At 62.7% G+C, this 17211-nt stretch carries 18 protein-coding genes; 5 read left to right on the forward strand and 13 right to left on the reverse strand.

Going from position 1 to position 17211, the window contains the following annotated elements; genetic code table 11:
* Nucleotides 1-46: 46 nt before the first annotated feature.
* From ACB031_RS06985 to ACB031_RS06995, 3 genes are all read right to left on the reverse strand, one after another.
* Nucleotides 47-814 (reverse strand): class III extradiol ring-cleavage dioxygenase, encoded by a 768-nt coding sequence (locus tag ACB031_RS06985; RefSeq protein WP_065016931.1) that lies wholly within the window; start codon nt 812-814, stop codon nt 47-49.
* A 308-nt stretch (nt 815-1122) separates the two neighbouring features.
* Nucleotides 1123-1593, reverse strand: a complete 471-nt coding sequence (locus ACB031_RS06990) for an FKBP-type peptidyl-prolyl cis-trans isomerase (RefSeq protein ID WP_010633350.1) — start codon at nt 1591-1593, stop codon at nt 1123-1125.
* Between the two features lie 159 nt (nt 1594-1752).
* Nucleotides 1753-2907, reverse strand: coding sequence for a sodium dependent phosphate pump (locus ACB031_RS06995; protein ID WP_010633351.1), 1155 nt, complete (start codon nt 2905-2907; stop codon nt 1753-1755).
* 248 nt (nt 2908-3155) lie between these two features.
* Here ACB031_RS06995 and ACB031_RS07000 point away from each other — a divergent pair, with 248 nt between their 5' ends.
* Complete coding sequence (locus tag ACB031_RS07000; protein WP_371139255.1) at nt 3156-3536, forward strand: hypothetical protein; 381 nt, start codon at nt 3156-3158, stop codon at nt 3534-3536.
* 87 nt (nt 3537-3623) lie between these two features.
* On the opposite strand, the gene ACB031_RS07005 is transcribed toward ACB031_RS07000, so the two are convergent.
* From ACB031_RS07005 to ACB031_RS07030, 6 genes are all read right to left on the reverse strand, one after another.
* Complete coding sequence (locus ACB031_RS07005) at nt 3624-4967, reverse strand: APC family permease (RefSeq protein ID WP_005303054.1); 1344 nt, start codon at nt 4965-4967, stop codon at nt 3624-3626.
* Entirely contained in the window at nt 4967-5116 is a 150-nt protein-coding gene (locus tag ACB031_RS07010) for a hypothetical protein (protein ID WP_017765716.1), read from the reverse strand. The genes ACB031_RS07005 and ACB031_RS07010 overlap by 1 nt, the downstream gene beginning before the upstream one ends.
* A gap of 357 nt (nt 5117-5473) precedes the next feature.
* Entirely contained in the window at nt 5474-6817 is a 1344-nt protein-coding gene (locus tag ACB031_RS07015; RefSeq protein ID WP_005303048.1) for an APC family permease, read from the reverse strand.
* Nucleotides 6814-6939, reverse strand: a complete 126-nt coding sequence (locus ACB031_RS07020) for a hypothetical protein (RefSeq protein ID WP_005303046.1) — start codon at nt 6937-6939, stop codon at nt 6814-6816. Before ACB031_RS07020 ends, ACB031_RS07015 begins: the two co-directional genes overlap by 4 nt.
* A gap of 235 nt (nt 6940-7174) precedes the next feature.
* Nucleotides 7175-8464, reverse strand: coding sequence for a 4-aminobutyrate--2-oxoglutarate transaminase (gene gabT, locus ACB031_RS07025; protein WP_371139256.1), 1290 nt, complete (start codon nt 8462-8464; stop codon nt 7175-7177).
* A 148-nt stretch (nt 8465-8612) separates the two neighbouring features.
* Nucleotides 8613-10076, reverse strand: coding sequence for an NAD-dependent succinate-semialdehyde dehydrogenase (locus ACB031_RS07030; protein WP_244366341.1), 1464 nt, complete (start codon nt 10074-10076; stop codon nt 8613-8615).
* Between the two features lie 310 nt (nt 10077-10386).
* On the opposite strand from ACB031_RS07030, the gene puuR reads away from it, so the two are divergent.
* Together puuR and ACB031_RS07040 are read left to right on the forward strand one after the other, a co-directional pair.
* On the forward strand, nt 10387-11001 hold the full coding sequence (gene puuR, locus ACB031_RS07035; protein ID WP_017765712.1) for an HTH-type transcriptional regulator PuuR: 615 nt from the start codon (nt 10387-10389) through the stop codon (nt 10999-11001).
* 51 nt (nt 11002-11052) lie between these two features.
* Nucleotides 11053-12330 (forward strand): NAD(P)/FAD-dependent oxidoreductase, encoded by a 1278-nt coding sequence (locus tag ACB031_RS07040; RefSeq protein WP_371139257.1) that lies wholly within the window; start codon nt 11053-11055, stop codon nt 12328-12330.
* Between the two features lie 75 nt (nt 12331-12405).
* On the opposite strand, the gene ACB031_RS07045 is transcribed toward ACB031_RS07040, so the two are convergent.
* Nucleotides 12406-12906, reverse strand: a complete 501-nt coding sequence (locus tag ACB031_RS07045; RefSeq protein ID WP_005303036.1) for an SRPBCC domain-containing protein — start codon at nt 12904-12906, stop codon at nt 12406-12408.
* A 183-nt stretch (nt 12907-13089) separates the two neighbouring features.
* Between ACB031_RS07045 and ACB031_RS07050 the strand changes: the two genes are divergently transcribed.
* Nucleotides 13090-13512, forward strand: coding sequence for a GNAT family N-acetyltransferase (locus tag ACB031_RS07050; protein WP_010633357.1), 423 nt, complete (start codon nt 13090-13092; stop codon nt 13510-13512).
* 402 nt (nt 13513-13914) lie between these two features.
* A complete protein-coding gene (locus tag ACB031_RS07055) occupies nt 13915-14325 on the forward strand; it encodes an H-NS family nucleoid-associated regulatory protein (RefSeq protein ID WP_371139258.1) in 411 nt (136 codons plus the stop codon).
* Between the two features lie 56 nt (nt 14326-14381).
* Here the strand turns inward: ACB031_RS07055 and ACB031_RS07060 are convergent, their stop codons facing one another.
* The 3 genes from ACB031_RS07060 to ACB031_RS07070 all read right to left on the reverse strand — a co-directional run bounded on the left by ACB031_RS07060 (nt 14382) and on the right by ACB031_RS07070 (nt 17057).
* Entirely contained in the window at nt 14382-14567 is a 186-nt protein-coding gene (locus tag ACB031_RS07060) for a hypothetical protein (protein ID WP_371139259.1), read from the reverse strand.
* A 319-nt stretch (nt 14568-14886) separates the two neighbouring features.
* On the reverse strand, nt 14887-15993 hold the full coding sequence (locus ACB031_RS07065) for a 3-deoxy-7-phosphoheptulonate synthase (RefSeq protein ID WP_371139260.1): 1107 nt from the start codon (nt 15991-15993) through the stop codon (nt 14887-14889).
* Between the two features lie 257 nt (nt 15994-16250).
* Nucleotides 16251-17057: a siderophore-interacting protein gene (locus tag ACB031_RS07070; protein ID WP_117402797.1), complete on the reverse strand. Its 807-nt coding sequence runs from the start codon at nt 17055-17057 to the stop codon at nt 16251-16253.
* Nucleotides 17058-17211: the final 154 nt, after the last annotated feature.

A 17211-nucleotide genomic window follows, 5' to 3' on the forward strand; every position in this document is an offset into this window, starting at 1 on the left:
TATCCGATTCTCCTGCTCGTCACCTTGGCCTGAATGGCCGCCGCGTCTATGCAAAGCGGTAGGAGCCCATGTAGAGGCTGCCGCCATCCCAGCTGTCGTGCAGCTTGACGGGCTTGTCCTGGCCGGCGGCGCCAAGCGCCACGAACAGCGGGCGCAGGTGATCGTCGTGGGGATGGGATTCCACCGCCCCCGGCGCGCGGGCGCGGTAATCTTCCAGCGCCGCTCTGTCGCCCTCAGCCATGGTCAGCTCCAGCCAGTCGACGAAACTGCGGGCCCAGCCCGGCACCGGCGAGTTTTCCGGCCCCAGTGCCCGCAGGTTGTGGGTGATGGCGCCGGAGGCCAGGATGCCGATCCCCTGGGCACGCAGCTGCTGCAGCGCCTCCCCCAGCTGCCACAGCTGGCGCGGGGTGAAGCTGGCCGGGATGGAGAGCTGCACCAGCGGGACGCTGCTGGCGGGATCCATCAGCGAGAGCGGCGACCAGACCCCGTGATCCAGCTCGCGGCGCACCGGATCGGCGGGCAGGCCCGCTAGCAGCAGCTGATCGCTCACCGCCTCCTGCAACCAGAGCGGGCTGCTGGCCGGCCAGCGGATGTGGTAGAGCGGCTCGGGGAAACCGTAGAAGTCGTACATCAAGGCCGGATTGGGCTCGACGTTGATCTGCAGCTCGCTGCGGGTAAACCAGTGGGCCGAGATGACCACCAGCCCCTTGAGATCGCCAAGGCGCAGATTTTTGAGGAAGTGGGTCGCCGGCTGGTCGCGCAGAACCAGATCCGGGGCGCCATGGGAGATGAACCAGACGGGGGCGATAGACATGACAGACTCCATATGCGTTGTACCGGTGCCAGGGCACCGAAAACGGTGGGCCAGGGCGACATGCCGCTGACGATATGGTCATTATCTGCCCCGAGATGTGAGTTAACAATCCAGCTCAATGAATAAGCACTATTCACTATTGGTTGATAGTGTTGGGTGGGAAGGAGGGGGGATCACCAATAACAAGGCCGGCGCAGTGGCCGGCCCTGGGGGAGCAGACAGGCGACAGGCCTGCCCTCAACAATTTACTGAATACCCAGCAACTCCACATCGAAGATCAACACGGGCGCTGGGTGGGGTCTGGCCGGCTACTGAATACCGAGCAGCTCCACGTCGAAGATCAATACAGATCCCGGCGGGATCTTGCCGGCGGCGCGATCGCCGTAGGCGAGGTTGGCGGGGATGTAGAAGCGGGTCTTCTCCCCTTCCACCATCAGCTGTACCCCTTCGGTCCAGCCCTTGATCACCTGGTTGAGGCCGAACTCGATGGGCTCGCCGCGGGCGACCGAGCTGTCGAAGACGGTGCCGTCCAGCAGCTTGCCCTCGTAGTGCACCTTCACCTTGCTGGTGGCGGTGGGATGAACGGTGCCGCTGCCCGGGGTCAGCACTTCGTACTGCAGGCCGGAGGCGGTGGTGGTCACCAGGGGTTTTTCCTTGTTGGCGGCGAGGAACTCGGCCCCCTTGCGCACATTCTCTTCCGCCAGCTTCCTGTTGTTGCTGCTCGAGTAGAAGTAGTAGGCGACGCCGGCAACCAGCAGCGCGATCAAAACGAGTTTCATCGGGTATCCCTATGTCGTGAAATGCCGGGAGGGCAGTGAGTGCGGCATCTTATCCCAGCCGGGGCGTCAGGGCGAGCCGGGGCGGGGCAGGATGTGACCGTACGGGCAAATGAGCAGGGGGAGGCGACTGGCGCCTCCCCCTCGTCGTCAGGGCGGTCGTTACTTGGCGGCCACCATCATCAGGGCGGGCAGGGCGAAGAAGAGGCCCGCCACGTAGCCAAGTGCCAGCAGCTTGTTCTCGCTGCCGACCCGGGCCAGCCCCTCGGCCGCCTTGACCGGCAGCTCGCGCAGGAAGGGCACCCCGTAGATGAGCACCACGGCGAACAGGTTGAACAGCACGTGCACCAAGGCGATGGTCAGCGCCAGCTTGGCCCCGGCACCGCTGATGGCAGTGGCGGCCAGCAGGGCGGTGATGGTGGTGCCGATATTGGCGCCCAGGGTGAAGGGATAGAGCTGACGGGTGCTGAACACGCCGCCGCCGGCCAGCGGGATCATCAGGCTGGTGGTGGTGGAAGAGGACTGCACCATCACGGTAACCAGGGTGCCGGAGGCGATGCCGGTCAGCGGGCCGCGGCCCAGCGCCTTGTGCAGCACCTCTTTGGCACGGCCGACCAGCACTCGTTGCAGCACCTTGCCGAGCCAGGTGACGCAGCCGAGGATCAGCAGGATGCCGATGACGATGGTGGCGATGGCCGGCCCTTTGCCCGGCAGGAAGGCGACCAGGTCATCGATGAAGTTGAGGGCCGGAGAGATGAGGGGCTTCATGAAATCCATCCCCTTCATCGACATGTCGGCGGAGCCTACCAGCAGGGTGGCCAGCGCCTCGGCACTCTTTTGCAGCAGACCGAACATCAGCTCCAGCGGCAGGAAGATGAACACCGCCAGCAGATTGAAGAAGTCATGTACGGTGGCGGCGGCAAAGGCGCGGCGAAACTCGCCCCGATCCCGGATATGGCCGAGGGAGACGATGGTGTTGGTGATGGTGGTGCCGAGGTTGGCGCCCATCACCATGGGGATGGCCATGCCGATGGGCAGGCCGCCAGCCACCAGGCCAACGATCACCGAGGTGACCGTGCTGGAGGATTGCACCAGGGCGGTGGCCAGGATGCCGAGCAGCAGGGCGACGAAGGGGTTGTTGGCGAAGGCGAAGATCTGGGCCGCGCCCTCGGCGCCGCCGGAGAAGCCCTTGAAGCCGTGGGAGACGGCGCCGACGGCAACCAGGATCAGGTAGATCAGGGTGATCACAGCGAGCCAGTTGAACAGTGGGCCAGTACGACGGGTCTGCTGTTGTGCAAAAGATGGGGTGCTGTGCATGAAGCCTCTTGGGACAGTCTGCTTGAAAATGGACGGGCGCATTACAGCAGGGCTCCATGACAGAAATATGACAAAGTGACACTTTTGTGATGATTTGATGACATGGCCGGATGGGGGAGATGGGACAGAAGGTGTCGGATTGGGCCGGGATCTCGCCCCGTTTGGCTGCGAATGTGTCTGGCGGCTTGCAGCCGGGGGACAGGGCGTTATGCTGCGGCCTTCCTTATCTCAACCAGCGTGGTGTTGTTATGCGTGCATGGGTGTTGTGTCTGTCCCTGGGTCTGCTGTCTGTCGGTGCCCAGGCGAGCGTGTTGAAAGCCGAGTGCAACCTCGACAAGGCAATGAAGAACGAGGCGCTCAATGCGACCCTGGGGGTCAAGGGGCGCTGTGATACCGACAAGCTGGTGCGCCAGCAGAAAGAGAAGGCCGGGGCCGAGGTGAAGAAGCACACCACGGATGTGCTGGAGCAGAAGAGCGCCGGCCTCAAGGAGGGCAAGAGCCAGCTGCAGGGGACCCAGCAGAAGGTCGATCAGGCCGGCCAGCAGCTCAAGCAGACCCAGCAGGATGTGAAGGCGGTGGCCAAGGATCCGCTCAAGGCGGCCGCCACTGCGGTGATCAACCAGGGTTGAGCCCGGCCGCCGCGAGGGCGGTGATCAGATGAGGTGCACGAAGAAGGGGAGCCATGGCTCCCCTTCTGCTTGGTTGGCGCTGGCCGCTTACTGCGAGTCGGCCGCCTCTTCGTACTGACGGAAGGGGATGCGGAACACCGCGAGGCGCAGGAACAGGTAGGTGACGCCGAGGCCGGCCCAGATCAGGCCCAGCTCCAGCGAGCTCTGCTCCAGGTTGATCCAGAGCGCGCCTATGGTGGCGGCACCCAGCAGCGGCAGCAGCAGGAACAGCAGGTGCTCCTTGAGGCTCTTGTTGCGCTTCTCGCGCACCCAGAACTGACCGATGACCGACAGGTTGACGAAGGTGAAGGCCACCAGGGCACCGAAGTTCACCAGCGCCAGCGCCATGTCCAGATCGAACGACACCGCGGAGAGGGCCAGGGCACCCACCATCAGCACGTTGATGGCCGGGGTGCGGTATTTCGGGTGGATGTAGCCGAATACCCGCTCCGGGATCATCCGATCGCGCCCCATCACGTAGAGGATGCGCGACACGCCTGCGTGGGCGGCCATGCCGGAGGCCAGCACGGCTACTGTGGTGCACACCAGCACCACGCTCTGGAACAGGGTGCCGCCGACGTAGAGGGCGATCTCCGGCAGCACGGCGTCCGGCTCCTTGAAGCGGGCCAGATCCGGGAAGTAGAGCTGCAGGAAGTAGGAGACGGTGACGAAGATGATGCCGCCGATGAGCGCGGTCAGCACGATGGCGCGCGGGATCACCTTGCCGGCATTCGGGGTCTCTTCGGAGAGCGAGCTCAAGCCGTCGAAGCCCAGGAACGAGAAGCAGAGGATGGTGGCGCCGGTAAACAGCGGCACCATGCCGGCCGACTCGAAGTGGAACGGACGGCTGCTCAGCAGGGTCGCAGCCCCTTCACCCTGATAGATGCCCCAGCCCATCAGACCGAGGAAGACGGTGATGATGGCCAGCTGGATGAAGACGATGACGCCGTTGAAGTTGGCCACCAGGTTGATGCCGCGCAGGTTGAGGAAGGTCATCACGGTCACCAGACCGAAGATGAAGATCCAGGGCTCGACGCCGGGGAACATGGCGGTCAGGTAGATCTTGGCCAGCAGGATGTTGATCATCGGCATGAACATGTAGTCGAGCAGGGAGGACCAGCCGACCATGAAGCCGATGTAGGGGTTGAACACCTTCTGGGCGTAGGTATAGGCAGAGCCCGCGGAGGGGAACTTGCGCACCAGGTGGCCGTAGCTGATGGCGGTCAGCAGAATGCCGCCGAGCGCCAGCAGATAGGCGGTGGCGACGCGGCCTTCGGTAATGTCACCGACGATGGCGAAGGTATCGAATACCGCCATGGGTGTGAGGTAAGCCAGACCCATCACCACTACCTGGAAGAGGGTGAGCGTCTTGAGCAGCTTGGCACCGGCCATCACGCTTTCTCCTCTGTGATCGCCAGGGCGGCGAAGGGGGACGGGATCAGGGACGCAGCGCGTCGCTGGACACAGGGGGCGCCGGTCTGTGGCACAGACAAGTGGCGCACGCCGGCGGGGACCGGCAGGAAAGCAATGAAATGCCCCATGTATTTCCTCACAACGTCGGGAGATTGCCTGGCAATCTCGGTATCAATTCCGGTACAAAGTCCGGCCTCTTGGTGAATGTGGTTTACCCCTTAAAAACGAAGAACCGATGTTGCAAAAAACATCGGCTCTCAGGGGCGGCGTATTGTGCCCTCAGGGGGGGGAGGACACAAGCAAAAATGCCCCCGTCAGGGGATTTTGTTGACCTGGGTCAGGTCGGGGTTGAGCCCCTGGCTGGCAGCCTGTGCTGACAGGGGTGCGAGCGGAGCCGCTCTGGCGCGAAGGGCACTGTCACGGCGGGTGAACAGGGGTAAAAAAACGCCCGCGAAAGGCGGGCGCAGTAGTCATGAAAAGGGGGCTCAGGAGGCGTCGGTTTCGGGCCGGCGCAGCTGGACCCGGAACACCGTCAGGCGCAGCAGCAGATAGAGGGCGCCGAGGGCGGCCCAGATCAGCCCAAGCTCGAAGGAGGCCGGCTCCAGGTTGAGCCAGAGCACGCCGATGCAGGCGGCGCCACACAGGGGCAGCAGCAGGAAGATCAGGTGATCCCGCAGCGTCTTGTTGTGACCGAGCTTGACGTAGAAGTGGGCAATCACCGCCAGATTGACGAAGGTGAAGGCCACCAGGGCGCCGAAGTTGATCAGTGCCAGCGCCATCTCCAGATCGAACGACACCGCCGAGAGAGCCAGGATCCCCACCAGCAGCACGTTCAGCGCCGGGGTCTGCCAGGTCGGGTGGATATAGGCGAAGAAGCGGCTCGGCAGGGCGCGATCCCGTCCCATCACGTAGAGCAGGCGCGACACGCCGGCGTGGGAGGCGAGCCCCGAGGCCAGCACCGCCACCGTGGTGCAGACCAGCACCACCGCCTGGAACAGCTTGCCGCCCACATAGAGGGCGATCTCCGGCAGTACCGCATCCGGCTGCTGGAAGCGGGAGATGTCCGGGAAGAACAGCTGCAGGAAGTAGGAGACGGAGATGAACAGCACGCCGCCGATCAGCGCCGTCAGCACGATGGCGCGGGGGATCACCCGATCCGCGTTCGGCGTCTCTTCCGACAGGGTGGTGATGGCGTCAAAGCCGAGGAACGACAGACAGAGGATGGAGGCGCCGGTGAGCAGGGGAGCCACCGCCATCTGATCGGAGAAGAAGGGACGGCTGCTCGCCACCGTGCCGAGCCCCTCGCCATGGTAGACACCCCAGGCGATGAGGCCGATGAAGACGGCGATGATGCTGAACTGCATGATGACGATCAGGCTGTTGAAGTTGGCTACCAGCTTGATGCCGCGCAGGTTCAGGAAGGTCATGACGGCGGCCAGCCCTAGGATGTAGGTCCAGGGTTCCACGCTCGGGAACAGGGCCTCCATGTAGATCTTGGCCAGCAGCATGTTGATCATCGGCATGAACATGTAGTCGAGCAGGGAGACCCAGCCCACCATGAAGCCCACGTAAGGGTGGAACACCTTCTGGGCATAGGTGTAGGCGGAGCCTGCCGAGGGAAACTTGCGTACCAGGTGGCCGTAACTCATGGCGGTGAACAGCATGCCGATGAGGGCGAACAGGTAGGCGGTCGGCACATGGCCTTCGGTGATTTCGGTGACGATGCCGAAGGTGTCGAACACCGCCATGGGGGTCAGGTAGGCCAGACCCATGATGACGACGTGCCACAGCTTCAGGCTTTTTTTCAGGCCGACGGGTTGGGCATTCATTGTGCTTTCCCCTCAATCCGGGCCGAAGGGATCAGGCTGACGGCATCAACCTGGGCATAGGGGGCGCCAGCAAGGCGGCGCAGACCGGCGCGGGCCGGCAGGAAAGCAGTGAAATACCCCATGGTGTTCCTCACTAGAGAAGCGGGTGTCGTGAGATGGCAACCCATCTCGCTATCTTTTCCGGTCGGTTCCGGCCTCGTTGTGGATTTGTTTGCCGCAAAAAAAGAACCTGACTCAGCAAGTGGTCGGTCCTTTTACGCGGCGGCGCATTGTGCATTCGTGTTGCCCCCTTGACAAGCATATCAAGGGGGCAAAAACGCATTTTTTTGCACTAATGGGCGAATGCTCTGTTTCAGATCAGGCGTGAGCCGCCTGCAGGGCCTGTTCAAGCAGGGTCAGCCCCTCCTCGATGATGGCCGGCGAGGCCGTCAGCGGCGCCAGGAAGCGGATGACGTTGGCGCGCACGCCGCAGGCCAGCAGCACCAGCCCGCGCTTGCCCGCCTCGGCCACCAGTCGCTTGGTGAGGTCGGCATCCGGCTGGTTTGCATCGCGCTGCTTGACCAGTTCCATGGCCACCATGGCGCCGGGGCCACGGATGTCGCCGATGCAGTCAAAACGCTCGGCCAGCTGCTGCAGGCGCGCCTTGATCTGTTCGCCCTGGGCCTGGGCCTGCTGGTTGAGACGCTCCTCTTCGATCACCTCCAGCACCGCCAGGGCGGCGGCGCAGGCGATGGGGGAGCCGGCGTAGGTGCCACCCAGACCACCCGGCTTGGCGGCGTTCATCACCTCCGCCTTGCCCACCACGGCGGAGAGCGGGAAGCCGCCGGCCAGGCTCTTGGCGAGCGTCATGATGTCCGGCTCGATGCCGCTGTATTCGGTGGCGAAGGTCTTGCCGGTGCGACAGAAACCGCTCTGGATCTCGTCGCAGATGAGCAGAATGCCGTGCTGGTTGCACAGCTGGCGCAGGCGCTGCATGAAGCTGGCGGAGGCGGGGTAGAAGCCCCCTTCACCCTGCACCGGCTCGATGATGATGGCGGCCACCCGGGTCGGTTCGATATCCGAGCTGAAGCAGAGATCCAGCGCAGCCAGCGCATCGGCCTCGCTCACTCCCAGATAGTCGCTCGGGAAGGGCAGGTGATAGACCTCCCCCGGGAAGGGGCCGAAGCCGGTCTTGTAGGGCACCACCTTGCCGGTGAGCGCCATTCCCATCATGGTGCGACCGTGAAAGCCCCCCTTGAAGGCGATGGTGCCGCTGCGGCCGGTGTGGGCGCGGGCGATCTTGATGGCGTTCTCCACCGCCTCGGCACCGGTGGAGAGAAACAGGGTGCGTTTCGGGGTGGGGCCGGGCACCAGGGCATTCAACTTCTCCGCCAGCTCGATATAGCCGGGGTAGGGGGTGACCTGGAAGCAGGTGTGGCTGAACTTATCCAGCTGCGCGCGCACCGCAGCCACCACTTTCGGGTGGTTGTGGCCGGTGTTGAGCACGGCGATGCCGGAGGCAAAATCGATGTAGCGGTTGCCCTCCACATCCCACAGCTCGGCGTTTTGCGCCCGCTCGATAAACACCGGCAGCAGGGTGCCGACGCCGTTGACCACGGCGGCTTCGCGGCGCGCTTGCCACGCCTTGTTTGATGCTGACTGACTCATCTTTCCTCCCTGAGGGGCCGGGGGCCCCTGTCTCAATGTGGCGAGGCCCCTTGGGTGCACTCACTTCGTCCTTGTTAAGCGATATGGCTGCACCGGCGGGGGGCGGGCCCCTGTTGCAGGCCCGGCCGCCGGCGCAAGATGTGGCTGCCTAGCGGATGCCGCCGAAGCAGAGGTATTTGGTCTCGAGGTACTCCTCCAGCCCCTCGGCCGCCCCTTCACGACCCAGGCCCGACTCCTTGATGCCGCCAAAGGGGGCCAATTCGGTCGAGATGATCCCCTCGTTGATGCCGACCATGCCGTATTCGAGCTGCTCGGCCACCCGCCAGACACGGGCGATGTCGCGGCCGTAGAAGTAGGCAGCCAGACCATAGGGGGTGTCGTTGGCCAGGGCGATGGCCTCGGCTTCGGTCTCGAAGCGCACCAGCGGGGCGACCGGGCCGAAGATCTCCTCCTGCAGGATGGGGTTGGTTTTATCCACCTTGCCCAGAATGGTGGGCTGGTAGAAGAGCGGGCCGGCGGGGTGGGCTTCGCCCCCCAGCAGCAGCTCGGCGCCGGCGGCGGTGGCCTGTTTGACCAGCTCGGCCACCTTGCTGGCGGCGGCCGGGTTGATGAGCGGGCCTATCTGGGTGCCTTCGCTCATGCCGTCGCCCACCTTGAAGGCCTTGACCGCGGCGGTGAGCTTCTCGGCGAAGGCGTCGTAGATGCCGGCTTGCACCAGGATACGGTTGGCGCAGACACAGGTCTGGCCGGCGTTGCGGTATTTGGAGGCGAGCGCCCCGGCGATGGCGGCGTCGAGGTCGGCGTCGTCAAACACGATGAAGGGGGCGTTGCCGCCGAGCTCCAGCGACAGCTTCTTCATGGTGTCGGCGCATTGGCGCATCAACAGCTTGCCGATGCGGGTGGAGCCGGTGAAGGAGAGCTTGCGCACCGTCTTGTTGTTGCACAGCTCGTTGCCCACCGCCGCAGCCTGATGGCTGGTGACGATGTTGATGACCCCGGCTGGGATCCCTGCCTGCTCCGCCAGTGCCGCCAGCGCCAGGGCGCAGAGCGGGGTCTCGGCGGCCGGCTTGATGACGATGGTGCAACCGGCGGCCAGCGCCGGGCCCGCCTTGCGGGTGATCATGGCGATGGGGAAGTTCCAGGGGGTGATGGCGGCGACTACCCCCACCGGCTGCTTGATGGTGGCCAGCCGGCGGTCGCTGGAGAAGCCCGGAATGGTGCGGCCATAGGCGCGTTTGCCCTCTTCCGCGAACCACTGGATGAAGCTGGCACCGTAGGCCACTTCCCCCTTGGCCTCGGCCAGCGGCTTGCCCTGCTCGCAGGTCATGATGCGGGCCAGCTCCTCCTGGTTGGCCATGATGAGCTCGAACCAGGCGTAGAGCCGGTTGCTGCGCTCCTTGGCGGTGAGCGCGGCCCAGCCCGGCTGGGCCGCGTGGGCGGCGGCGATGGCGCGGCGGGTGTCGCCCTCGTCCATGTCGGGTACCTGGGTGATGACCTGGCCGGTGGCCGGGTTGTGCACCTCGAACCGGTGTCCGCCGCCGGCTTCGCACCAGCGACCATCTATATAGGCAAGGGATTTGATCAGGGAGAGTGCGGGTTGTGATGCTGACATAGATAGCAAGCCTCGATTGTGGGTCAGGGGGCCGGCTCATCCTGTGCCGCCACCGTATAGAATAATAAGCACAGGAAGACCATAAATTGAGCTGAAATGTTTTTCAAGTGTTAAATATATTTGAGTAAACTGTGTCTCGCGTGCTAGAAATGGAGCTGTTGGAGCGATTTTACCGGTTTCTGTGGTGCAGGGTGTGCAAAATAATGAACGGAGTGCACTGTGCAGGATAACAAACAGGTCGGTCGGATTGACTCGCTATTTTAACCGGGGCCGCCAATGGCTCCTACCAGGCACACAGGGAGGTGGCCGAATGCAGCAACCACAGGGCGAGACGCGCTGGCAGTCCATGACCGACAACCCGCTGGCGCAGAGTACCCAGGCGCAGAGCATGGGGGAGCGGTTGGCCGCCACTCGCCGCCGGCTGGGGCTCTCCCAGCGGCGGGTAGCCGAGCTGAGCGGGCTGACCCATGGCGCCATCTGCATGATAGAGCAGGACAAGGTGAGCCCGTCGGTGGCCTCTTTGCAAAAGCTGCTCAGCGTCTACGAGTTGCCGCTGTCGCGCTTCTTCGCCGAAGAGGAGGTGGCGAGCACGCCGAGCGTGGTGATCAGGGCCGAACAGCTGATCGAGCTGGGCAGCCAGGGGGTCTCCATGAAGCTGGTGCACAACGGCAACAACCGCCGCCAGCTCGGCTTCATGCTGGAGACCTACGCCCCCGGCACCGACACCGGTGGCCAGGTCACCCATCTGGGGGAGGAGGTGGGTACTGTGCTGGAGGGGTCGGTGATCCTGACGGTGGCGGGCCAGACCTATCAGCTCAGTGCCGGGGACAGCTACGTGATCGACACGGGCGAGCCCCACAGTTTCAGCAATCCGTCGGGGCAGGTGTGCCGTATCGTCAGTGCCCACACCCCGGCCAACTTCTAGTGTCGAGACATCGTCTCGTTTGGGAAAAGAACTTGTAAGGAAACAGGGATCATGACCGAACATGTAAACAGTTACTACGCAGCCAGTGCCAACCAACACGCGCCCTATCCGACGCTGACCGAACAGCTGGAGTGCGACGTCTGCGTCATCGGGGCGGGTTATACCGGCCTCTCCAGCGCGCTGCATCTGGTGGAAAAGGGCTATTCGGTGGTGGTACTGGAGGCGGCCCGGGTGGGTTTTGGCGCCAGCGGGCGCAACGGCGGCCAGATCGTCAACTCCTACAGCCGCGACATCGACACCATAGAAGCGAATTGCCCGCCCGAACAGGCCAGGCTGCTCGGTTCCATGCTGTTTGAGGGGGGCCAGATCATCCGCGAGCGGATCAAGCGTTACAACATCCAGTGTGATCTGCAGGAGGGCGGGGTGTTCGCCGCCGAGACCGAGAAGCAGCTGCACGAGCTCAAGGCGCAGAAAGCGCGCTGGGAGAAGTGGGGCAACGACAAGCTGGAGCTGCTCGATGCCGACGGTGTGCGCGAAGTGGTAGCGAGCGATCGCTACGTCGGCGCCCTGCTCGACAAGAGCGGCGGCCACATCCACCCCCTCAACCTGGCGCTGGGGGAGGCGGAGGCCATCCGCTTGCAGGGGGGCAAGATCTTCGAACAGTCCGCCGTCACCAGCCTCACCCCGGGTCAGCCTGCCCTGGTCAAGACCGCCAAAGGGGCGGTGAAGGCGCGCTACGTGGTGGTGGCCGGCAACGCCTATCTCGGCAACCTGGTGCCCGAGCTCGCCGGCAAGAGCATGCCCTGCGGCACCCAGGTGATCGCCACCGAGGTGCTGGGAGAGGAGCGGGCCCGCTCGCTGTTGCCGCAAAACTACTGCCTGGAAGATTGCAACTACCTGCTCGACTACTACCGCACCTCCGGCGATCACCGGCTGATCTATGGCGGTGGCGTGGTCTATGGGGCGCGGGATCCGGCAGACATCGAGCGGCTGATCATCCCCAAGATGCTCAAGACCTTCCCCCAGCTGGCGGACGTCAAGGTGGAGTACACCTGGACCGGCAACTTCCTGCTCACCCTGTCGCGCCTGCCGCAGTTTGGCCGCATCGGTCACAACATCTATTACATGCAGGGCTACAGCGGCCATGGCGTCACCTGTACCCATCTGGCGGGCAAGCTGCTCTCCGAGGTGTTGAGCGGTCAGGCGGAGCGCTTCGATGCGTTCGCCAAGCTGCCGCACTACCCCTTCCCGGGTGGCCGCCTGTTCCGGATCCCCTTCACCGCCGCCGGCGCCGCCTGGTACACCCTGCGCGATCGGCTGGGGGTATGAGTCGGCCCGTGCCGGGCTTACTATCAAGGAAAAAGAAACACCGCCAGCTGGCGGTGTTTTGCTTTCTATGGGCGCTTATTGGGCCAGGGATTTCAACTGCTGCTTGTCCGGCGGGTTGTTCCAGTCGATGGGGCCATGGGTGAAGCGGTATTGCAGGCGGGGCAGGCTGGTCTCCAGCCACTCATCCCGAAAATAGGCGTAGCCCTGATCCCAGTCCGGGTCGTTGGCCCAGCCGGTCTGCAGGAAGTAGAGTCGGGTGCCCTGACCTTCCGGCACGAAGCGCAGGCAGACCTGGGTCTTCTGTTGGCGGATATGGGGCAGGGAGGGGGGAAAATTCCAGCTGAAACTGAGCAGGTCGTGGGGCATGACGGCCATCACCCGGCAACCTTCGCTGCCACGCTCGCCCAGCGGGGCATCGGGTCTGAAATAGATTTCGAAGGGACCATTCGGTTCCGGCACCATCAGGCATTCCGGCGCCAGAAAACTGCGCAGGCCGCTTTCGGTTGTCCAGGCACGCCAGACGTCGTCGATATGGGCCGGAACAAAGATATTGCCTTCTATCTGCTTGTTATCCATAAATCAGCGAGCCTCAAAACATCCATACACGGGACTCAGGCAGTATAGTCCCATGGCTCATGAAATGGACAGAGGTGTGTCACACCCCTGCCATTGCGGCGGCGTTATTCTGTGCCGGCGATTTGACAGGGCCCCCGTGTTCCATGGAGAGTGGGGTGGTACTCATATGACAGGGACAGTTTGATGATCAGAGCCATGCGAGAGACGGATATTCCCCAGTTGGCGCAGCTGTTTTTGAAAGGACGGCGTCAGACCTTTCACTGGGTCGATCCCGCCCAGTTTCGGCTGGAAGACTTTGACGAGCAGACCCGGGGCGAGCAGATCTGGGTGGCCGAGCAGGGGGGGACACCCTGCGGCTTCATCTCCATCTGGGGCGATGAGAGCTTCGTGCACCACCTCTATGTCTCGGCCGACTGGCATGGCCAGGGCATGGGACGGGCTCTGCTGCAGCACGGGCTGGCCCCCTTCAACAAGCCAGCATCCCTCAAGGTGGCCACCAACAACACGGCGGCGCTGGCGTTTTATCACCGGTTGGGTTGGCAGAATACGGCGGAAACCGGCCACTGCGAGATCACCGGCCCCTGGCGGCGACTGATCCTGGAATAAGCAGGTTTGCCTTGCCCAGTTTGCCAATCCACACAGGAGAGGTTGCCGGCAGCCATCGCCGGCAATATATAGTGTCAATTGTCTACCTAGAGTCTCGAGTGAGTGGCGGAAAAATTAACAGCCGTGGCTAATTGTAAAAATAGCTGGCATCACCTGCCGAAAAATATGACAAGCTGTGCCGGATCTATTTGCCATGCGTTACATGGGGGAATTGTATGGTAAACCATCTTGCAGGCGGGCCAATGAGTAATGGCTGAATAAAGTAGCCGCTATATTCAGCCAGAACTTTTTTGTTAAGAAAGTGACAGCACTTATAAAAACATTATGTTGTTCTCAAACTGCCGTGCTATTCTCAAGCTGTGTTATCCCTGTGACAAACAAAAATAATTCTGTGAGGAAGTAATGAACGAGTTTCTGAAAGTTCTGCTGAACATTCGCAGCCTGCGTGCGGCCATCCGTGAATTGCCGTTTGAACAGCTGCAAGAAGCAAAAGAGAAGTTCGATCTGGTATATAACGAGCGCGCCGATTCTGTTGAACAGGAGCGTGCCGAGCAGGAAGAGCGTCAGCGCAAGCTGAACGAGTTCACCGAAATGCTGCAGCAGGCTGGTATCGATCCCCGTGAACTGCTGAACAGCGCTGTCGCCCCGGCTGCCGCTGCTGGCGCGACCAAGAGCAAGCGTGCTCCGCGTCCTGCCAAGTACAAGTACCAGGAAGATGGCCAGGAGAAGACCTGGACCGGTCAGGGCCGTATGCCCAAGGCCATTGCCGAGCAAGTTGCGCTGGGCAAGGATCTGAATGATTTCCTGATCTGATCCCTAAGGGTCGATCATGAATGATGCCGCCCATGAGGCGGCATTATTATTTGTGCTCATTGAAAGCCGCCCCTGTCAATTCCCCATGCTGTTTTATCCGACTGGTTTTTGTCGCATGATGTCACCCCCATTTGTTGCCGCCTGATTGAACGATTAATTTCCAGTTGGCTGGTTTTTTCATCACCGACATCGTTTTTATGGTGTGACTGGCTGCCTTCTTCCCCTCCTGTTGCTGGACTCATATAGCCCGTCAAGTATTAGGTCGGCCATTCCAGGGCGATACCATCGGCATTAAGAGATCACCTGTTTCTGGCGCCTTGCCTCCTCCCTTTGGTTGTTGTTCATGGCATTAATCGGTCTGCTCACTGTCTGCGACCTGGTTGGACGAACCACAGCGTATTACCCCGGTTGTTTTATTGCGGCAGGCGCCGGATACCTGCGCACTTTTTATGGGAAAGAGATGCCCTGGGCATTTAATCGGTGGTATGGCGGGGAGATTGGAAAAGGAAAGTGGGGAAATAATAAGGCTCCCGTTACGGGAGCCTTATTCACCCTATGGATTCAACTTGCCAGCTGGGCTGGCCAGCGAACAGGGTCCGGCCGGGGCTGTCCCGGATATTGGCGGCGCCGCTCGACGGCATCCGCCAGCATGGCGAGCAGGGTCTGGGTATCGTCCCAGCAGAGGCAGGCATCGGTGACCGACTGGCCGTAGACCAGTTCGCTCAGAGGGGCCGATTTCTGGCTGCCGCCCTGCAGAAAACTCTCGACCATGACGGCGGCGATGGCGTCGCTGCCTTCTGCCAGCTGGCGGCAGAGCTCCCCCGCCACCCGGATCTGGTTCTTGTGCAGCTTCTGGCTGTTGCCATGGCTGCAATCCACCATCAGTCGGGGGGAGAGCCCCTGCCGTGCCAGCCGCTCGGCCGCCTCTTCCACGTCGCTCTGGTGGTAATTGGGGCGGGTGCCGCCGCGCAAAATGATGTGGCCGGCCGGGTTGCCTTCACTCTTAATCACTACCATGCCGCCCTGGCTGCCGGGGGCGGTAAACAGATGGGAGGCTTCGCTGGCCTGAATGGCATCGATGGCCACCCGGATGTTGCCGTCCGTCCCGTTCTTGAAGCCGACGGGGCAGGGCAGGGCCGAGGCCAGCTGCCGGTGAACTTGCGACTCGGTGGTGCGGGCACCGATCGCCCCCCAGCTGATGAGATCGGCCAGGTAGAGGAAGCTGGTGGTATCGAGAAACTCGGTGGCGGTGGCCAGCCCCAGCTGGTTGATGTCGAGCAGCAGCTGGCGCGCGAGCCGCATGCCGTGGTTGATGTCGTTGCTGCCATCCAGATGGGGATCGAACACCAGCCCCTTCCAGCCCACCGTGGTGCGGGGCTTCTCGAAATAGGTGCGCATCACTATCTGCAGCCGATCCTGATAGGCGTGGGCCAGCGAGGCCAGCCGTCTGGCATAGTCGAGGGCGGCGAGGGGATCGTGGATGGAGCAGGGGCCAATCACCACCAGCAGGCGATCGTCCTCTCCAGCCAGGATCCGGCGAGCCTGCTGGCGGTGCTGGTCGATCCGGGTCGCCAGCTCGGCGGGACAGGGATGAAGTGCCAACAGGTCGGCAGGAGTGGGGAGTGCCTCCACCGCGAAGGCGCGCATTACCGAGTTTAAAACTGCCATCTGGATTACCTTGCTGTGCATAGGAGTGAGTGACGTGCACTCCACACCGGAACCCGGACGGGAGCTGCAATGGGGCGTCATCACCTGTTATTGTTGAGAGTGATTATCATTATCTTGTTGTCGGCCGCAAATGCAAGCACAACCGAGTGGCACACCAGAATGGGGGGAGAGCGCCGGCGGGCAAGGCCGCTCCAATGGCAATCAAGCCCATGACCGGCAGGCCATGGGCTTGATATTTCAGGACAAAATCAGCTGGTTTAGCTGTCCATCACGTCGTGACGGGCATGGTGATAGGCCTCTTCATCCTTGCCGTGGCGCCAGTAGGGCACGGCGTAGACCCGAGTGCGATCCACCTCGAGCGTGCGCCGTACGTGACGGCGCATGGGGACCACCAAGCCCTCTTCCCCGCCAAACCAGAAGTAGCTCTGTTGCTCCTCCAGCGGCAGGGCGGTGAAGTACTCCACCAGCGGCGCCGTCTGCTCGGGGGGGCCGACAAACCAGCGCAGGCTTACCCCGGCGGGCAGCGACAGATCCTGCACATCTTCCTGATAGGGCACCAGCAGGGCGATGTGGCCGCGGGCATCGGCAGGCATCACCTCAATCATGGCGCTGATGGCGGGCAGGGCGGTGAGATCCCCCACCATGTAGTAATAACTGGCCGGTTGCAGCATGGGATCCGGGCCACCCGGGCCCGAGATGGCCAGCAGGTCGCCCGGCTTGGCCTGGCTGGCGAAACGGCTGGCGGGGCCGCCATCATCGTGCAGGGCGAAGTCGATATCCAGCTCCAGCGCCTCGCGGCGAAACGCGCGAATGGTGAAGGTGCGCATGATGGGACGCTGGCTCGGGTCTTCCCAGCGCGGCCCCTGCGGGGTGGGGGTGGGCAGCACGGCATGGGCCTGGCCCGGCTGGGGCAGCATGATCTTGATATGGGCACCGCCACAGGTGAAGGGGTAGTCAGCGAGCTCCGGGCTGGTCAGGCAGATCCGGCGCAGGTGCGGGCTCACATCCTGAATGTGCTTGACCGTGAGCAGGCGGGGGCGGTTGACCGGGGCGGACTGGGACATGGGCATACTCCTGACTGATAATGGCGCCCATTCTTTATTAAATGAAAATTATTATCAATTGATTTGTGTGACAGAGTCAGAGAGGGAAAAGCGAAGGGAAGTTCAGTGGCGTGCAGAAAAATAGCCCCCCCTCGCCATGGGGCGAGGGGGGGGG

It is taken from the genome of Aeromonas sp. S8(2024) (assembly GCF_041403085.1).
Taxonomy (GTDB): Bacteria; Pseudomonadota; Gammaproteobacteria; order Enterobacterales; family Aeromonadaceae; genus Aeromonas; species Aeromonas dhakensis.